Consider the following 5702-nt stretch of genomic DNA (forward strand, 5'->3'; position numbering starts at 1 on the left):
CTCTTCGGTGACCGCTTCACCAACGCCCTACGCTGAGATTTATTTAACCGACCTCAGCACACAGAATTTCTGACACCACCGGCATTGTTCGCGGCGACAGGAATGCGAGCCCTATACATGGCAACGTCTCTGCTCTTGGTTCTGCCCATGAGCATCCCTGTCGTCGTCATCCACGCGTGTGACTCTTCACCCTCCAGTATGGATCTGCGCGCTTCGCGGGAGTGGGTAGTCCCGCGAAATCGTCTCCTGCAGGAATCTCGTAATGGCCTTGATGCGAGGCAAGTACTGCAAGTCTCGATGAACGGTCATCCAGATCGTCCTGCTCACCTTTACCTGCCCATCAAGAATCTTCACCAAGCCAAAGCGCTCTGCCTTGGCAAACGAAGGGAGCATCACAATGCCGGCTCCGGCCACCGCTGCAAACATTTGCGCAATCATGCTCGACGACTGAAACCCGACTTTGGGCCTCGTGATGGCCTCATCCAGCCACCTCACGGTGTCGAGCTGAATCAAATCATTGACGTATGTAGAGAACTGGTGGTCAGGCAAATCGGCTGGGCTTTCCGGAGTGCCATGTTTGGACAGGTAAACCGGAGATGCGTAGAGGTGCAGCGGGAACGCGCCGATGGGAATGACGTCCAAGGATTTGCCATCCGGAGGGAAGAAGCTCAGAAACACATCTGCCTCCCGCTGGTTCACATGCATCTGCTGAGTGGTCGTGACCAGTTCCACTGCGATCTTCTGGAATCGACCTGAGAATTTCACGAACTCGCCAGCCAGGTACAGAGAGGCGATCCCCTCCATGGTGCCGACTCGGACCGTTCCCGACGGCTCCTTATGGGAGCCGCCCAAGAATTCTCCAAGCGCCACCACATTGGATTCCATCGCTTCGACGTACTCGAGCAACGCCTGACCGCGAGCCGTAATGTGCAGCCCTTGGTTGTCGCGCTCGAAGACCGGTGCGTTGATCGCCTCCTCCAAGCGACTAATGTGTCGACTGATCGTCGACTGGTCGCACTTGATGCGGCGCGCGGCACCCCCAAGCGTCCCGGAACGAGCTACCTCGAGGAAGATTTTCAGGTCATTCCAGTTTGGATTGATTTGAGACATAGGCGTGAAAGTCACGGCAGGTTTTTTGCAAGCATACCTGCGAATTCAGGGAAAACCCTCTAGGCACTTTCCCTGTGCAATCCGCGCCAGATAAGGGCGAACGGTGCCTTGCAAATTTGCAAGGCACCGCGCAGAAGTTCGGCTTTTCACATCTCGCGACCCTCTCTAATCTTGGCCTGCAGCTGCCCCCCAGCCTGTCCGCGCCTCGCATCCGTAGTGTTGGATCACGAGGCACCCTCCCCAACCGTTGAGGTTCGTCATGTCCAAACAAACCGATTACCGCATGCTCTTCAACCATCCGGATTTTGGTGCGCTTGTCCGCCAGCGTCGGAGTGTTGTTGTCCGGCTATTCGTCATCAGCATGGCGTTCTTCTTCTCGTTGCCGCTGGTGTCGACGTTTGCACCGCAACTCCTTCTTATCAAGGTCACACCGTCCACTACGCTCGGCCTTTGGTACAACGTCGCGCAGTATTTCATCGGCGGCGCCATCGCATGGCGCTACGCGGTTCAACTTCGGCGTCTTGACGCAATGGCAGCGTCTCTCACTCGCGACGCCAAGCAGCCTCGGTCCACGGTCGGCGCCCTCGTTGCTCAACGCGCCATCGCCTGAGGGGCTGCCATGAAAAAACGAATCTTCTACGCTGTACCGTTTGCCGTTGCCAGTAGTGCCGCGCTAGCGGACAACCCCACGCTGGTGAGCGCCGACAACCGTGGGCTAACCTTCGGCGTCTTCGCCGTGCTTTTCCTGCTCACACTCGGAATTACATGGTTCGCCGCCCGACGCAATTCCACGGCCAGCGACTTCTACACCGCTGGCGGAGGCATCGGTCCGCGAATGAATGGGCTCGCTATTGCAGGCGACTATCTCTCTGCAGCGGCTTTCCTGGGCGTCTCCGGACTTATCGCCCTGTACGGCCTGGATGGCATCAGCTACGTGGTGGGCTTCTTTGTTTCGTTCATCCCGGTACTCATCCTCATTGCCGAGCCCTGCCGAAATCTCGGAAAATTCACCCTTGGCGACGTACTCGCGTTCCGCAACAACTTCCGAGCAACCAAGCTGGTGGTCGCCGTATCCAGCATCCTGGTCGCGCTTTTCTATATGGTGCCGCAGATTGTTGGGGGCGCCGTAATCGTACGTGCGCTAATTGGTATCCCCTACGAACTTTCGGTGATTGCGGTCGGGACCCTGATGCTGACGTACGTCCTGTTCGGCGGAATGCGCGCGACCACTTCGGTGCAGGTTCTCAAGGCAGTGCTTCTGATCACCTTCTGCCTAATTCTTGTCATCCTCTCCTGGATGCCCTACGGATTTAACATCGAATCCTTCTTCAACGGGGTTATCTCAAATGCCTCTATCCAACAATACGTTCAAGGGCTCCATGCGGGAACGTCAACGCTGAGCGTGGCCGATGCCGGTCAACGTTTGCTCGCGCCCGGCTTGTATCTGAAGAATCCCCTCGAGCAAGTTTCTCTTGGCATGGCGCTCGTGCTCGGAACAGCAGCGATGCCGCACATTTTGATGCGCTTCTTCACGGTACCCAACGCGAAGGCAGCACGGAAATCGGCGTTGTACGCGATGTTCGCCATTGGCTTGTGCCACCTTCTCATTGTCGTCATCGGGTTCTCCGCAGCACTAAACGTCGGACCCAAGGCCATTCTGGCGATGGACAAGGGGGGTAATCTTGCTGCCCCGATGCTGGCGCAGTTCTTGGGTGGTGGCCCCGACAGTCTGCTCGGCAACTTCATGCTGGCCATCGTCGCAGCTGTGTCATTCGCCACGATTGTGGCGGTGGTTGCAGGCTTAACATTGGCGGCCGCTTCGTCGCTTGCACACGACGTCTATGTGGGAGCGATCAAGAATGGGGCTGCGACCGAACGCGAGCAAGTCAGAGCTGCCCGGATAGCCACGCTACTCATGGCCGTCATCTCTGTGGTTGCCGGCATCGCTACCAAAGGCCAGAACGTCGCGCAGCTTGTTGGTTTGGGATACGCAGTCGCTGCATCCGCCAATCTTCCCGCCCTGATCTGCACGCTGTACTGGCGCCGCTGCAATACGGCGGGCGTCGTCGCCGGGGTGCTGGGTGGAACGATTCTCTCCATTGGCCTTGTGTTGATATCGCCCAACATGACCTATCCGCTTCTGCAGAAAGAGGCGGCTTTGAAGACCGTCGCAACGCTCTCTAAGCAAATCTCCGACACGCAGGACAGCGATGTCCGCCAAAAGCTGGCGGCACAGCGTGCGGTTGCACAATCCGCTGCGGACGGCATACCGGACGGTGCTCGCAGCATTGTAGGTTTGCACAAGCCGCTCATCGAACTGCGCAATCCCGGGATCATCTCCATCCCATTTGGCTTCCTTCTCGTCGTCCTGTTCTCCCTGCTTAGCCGCAGTCACTTGTCTGAATCGCGTTGGGCCGAGCTCTCCGTTCGGCGTGAAACTGGCATCGGCGCCGCCGAAGCCGTGGTGCATTAATCTCCTTGGAACGATCAATCATGACTCTCCCCATCGTCAAAGTCGCTGCCGTGCATGCAGCGCCCGTCTACATGAACGCCACCGCAACGGTTTCCAAGGCGATATCGTTCATCGAAGAAGCAGCTCGCCATGGCGCAGAACTTGTAGTGTTTCCCGAGTCCTTTATCCCAGGGTTTCCCGTTTGGGCGGCACTGTGGGCGCCGATCTACAACCACGACTGGTTCCGTCTCATGGTGTCCAACAGCATCCTGATTGACGGCCCGGAGATGGCGCAAATTCAGGCTACCGCCCGACGCAACGGCGTGTTCGTTTCCATGGGGTTTAGCGAGAGTACTGAGGCCAGCGTGGGTTGCATCTGGAACTCCAACGCCCTCATTGGAGACGACGGCACAATCCTGAATCACCATCGTAAGCTCGTCCCGACCTTCTATGAAAAAATGGTGTGGGCGCCTGGAGATGGCCACGGCCTTCGGGTGAACAATACACGTATTGGACGCATCGGCGCGCTGATTTGCGGCGAAAACACCAACCCTCTCGCCCGGTACGCTCTGGCCGCGCAGGGGGAGCAGATTCACATCTCTGCATGGCCCGCTATCTGGCCGACCCGCATGCCTGGTTCAGGTCAGAACTTCGACAATCTCGCAGCAAATCGCATCCGAGCAGGCGGCCACTCATTCGAAGCCAAGGCGTTTGGCATCCTCAACTCCGGCTTCATCGACAAGATCATGTTCGAGACGCTCGCAGCAAGTGGCGATCACCAGGCCATAGAAGTATTGGAGAACACACCTCGTGCAGCTACGCAATTCCTGGACCCAACTGGTGCAGTGATCGGAGACACGCTGCAAACGGAAGAAGGCATCGCCTACGCAACGTTCGACATCAACGCCTGCGTCGAACCCAAACAGTTCCACGACATCGTAGGTTATTACAATCGCTTCGACGTATTCAACGTCGAAATCGACCGTCGGCGCCTCACACCCGCAAGATTCACACCCGAGACGACGGTCGCTCGTCAGGGGCAACCGAGCGGTGAACGAGTCAATGTCGCCGAGACCCCGTTTGCCGATATGGTTTAACTGAACTACGGGAATCAGCGACCGGCGGACCGCGGGTCAAGCTGCGCCAGCGAGGGGATAACACCCCTCCCCGGTGAACCACCATCGCGTTACAGTGCCGCTTCCCTTCAGCCTCTTGAGCGGACGAACCTTAACCTTCACGGATGCCGGCATGGTCGCGAATCACTGCTCCTGGCCGACTTATACATCAACCATACATAGTTGAGCGGATGATCTGCTGACCGCCTTGCCAGCAAAGCGACTTCGGTACACTGGCGATGTATGCATCAGCCATCGCAATACATACAAACTCAGCAGGCCGATGGAAACACCGGCCTCTTCGTTCCCGTGCGCTGTTCTCCACCGCTGCCGGGCCTGGCCCAAACACACTGGGGCTTTGCGAGTCGGGGCTACGTAGTAGAGAACCTTGCCTGCTGCCCGATCGCCCAGATAAAGCCCGTCAGTTCCCGGGCAATAGCGGTGCAAACCTGTACCGGTAATTTGCCTCGCGCCGTCAGATGACGAAAGCGCTGACACAACCGTTTCTGAGCACTCCATGCCACCTCTTGTATTTGTGCTGTGGTGCGTTCCGCGCGACGCTGTAGGATCGCAGACTTGCGTGCCGGATGTCGATAGGTCCAAGCCGCTTCGATCAGCACCCGCCGCACATGGCTGTTGCCAGTCTTGGTGATGCCGCCTCGTCGTTCAGGCTTGCCGCTGGAATGCTCGCTTGGCACCAGCCCCAGATACGCCATCAATTGCGGCGCGTCGTCGAAGCGTCGCAGGTCGCCAAGCTCGGCCACTACGGTCACGGCAGCAATCAAGCTAATGCCGCGCAGGGCCATCAAAGCCTCCATGACAGGCCAGACGGGGCTGTCTTGCACCGCGCGTTCGATCTCTTGCTCCAGGCTTGCCACATGTTGGTTGCAAGCCCGAATGGTGTCGATGTATTCGTGCAGCACGATCTGCTGCACCGGGTGGGCGAACAGAGGTGGCGGCGGAAATTCGGACAGTCGGCTAAGTGGAAAAGCAGGGGCCTGAGCCGGCCATAATGGCGGGCATAA

At 58.0% G+C, this 5702-nt stretch carries 5 protein-coding genes; 3 read left to right on the plus strand and 2 right to left on the minus strand.

Going from position 1 to position 5702, the window contains the following annotated elements; genetic code table 11:
- Positions 1–186: 186 nt before the first annotated feature.
- Positions 187–1125 (minus strand): LysR family transcriptional regulator, encoded by a 939-nt coding sequence (locus AC3WL8_RS39670; protein ID WP_238553216.1) that lies wholly within the window; start codon positions 1123–1125, stop codon positions 187–189.
- 244 nt (positions 1126–1369) lie between these two features.
- On the opposite strand from AC3WL8_RS39670, the gene AC3WL8_RS39675 reads away from it, so the two are divergent.
- The 3 genes from AC3WL8_RS39675 to AC3WL8_RS39685 are packed head-to-tail and all read left to right on the plus strand — an operon-like array spanning position 1370 to position 4659.
- Positions 1370–1720, plus strand: a complete 351-nt coding sequence (locus AC3WL8_RS39675; RefSeq protein WP_041229032.1) for a DUF485 domain-containing protein — start codon at positions 1370–1372, stop codon at positions 1718–1720.
- A gap of 9 nt (positions 1721–1729) precedes the next feature.
- On the plus strand, positions 1730–3583 hold the full coding sequence (locus tag AC3WL8_RS39680; protein ID WP_492380228.1) for a solute symporter family protein: 1854 nt from the start codon (positions 1730–1732) through the stop codon (positions 3581–3583).
- A 20-nt stretch (positions 3584–3603) separates the two neighbouring features.
- A complete protein-coding gene (locus AC3WL8_RS39685) occupies positions 3604–4659 on the plus strand; it encodes a carbon-nitrogen hydrolase family protein (protein ID WP_013959097.1) in 1056 nt (351 codons plus the stop codon).
- Positions 4660–5048: 389 nt separating this feature from the next.
- On the opposite strand, the gene AC3WL8_RS39690 is transcribed toward AC3WL8_RS39685, so the two are convergent.
- Positions 5049–5702, minus strand: a 654-nt coding sequence (locus AC3WL8_RS39690; RefSeq protein ID WP_492380229.1) for a transposase, incomplete at its 5' end; no start/stop codon positions are given.

This window comes from Cupriavidus sp. FW305-F7 (assembly GCF_058782875.1).

Bases quoted from the DNA above. Each gene is read 5' to 3' on its own strand.
- AC3WL8_RS39680 (WP_492380228.1), top strand. From the start codon at position 1,730: ATGAAAAAACGAATCTTCTACGCTGTACCGTTTGCCGTTGCCAGTAGT.
- AC3WL8_RS39675 (WP_041229032.1), top strand. From the start codon at position 1,370: ATGTCCAAACAAACCGATTACCGCATGCTCTTCAACCATCCGGATTTT.
- AC3WL8_RS39685 (WP_013959097.1), top strand. From the start codon at position 3,604: ATGACTCTCCCCATCGTCAAAGTCGCTGCCGTGCATGCAGCGCCCGTC.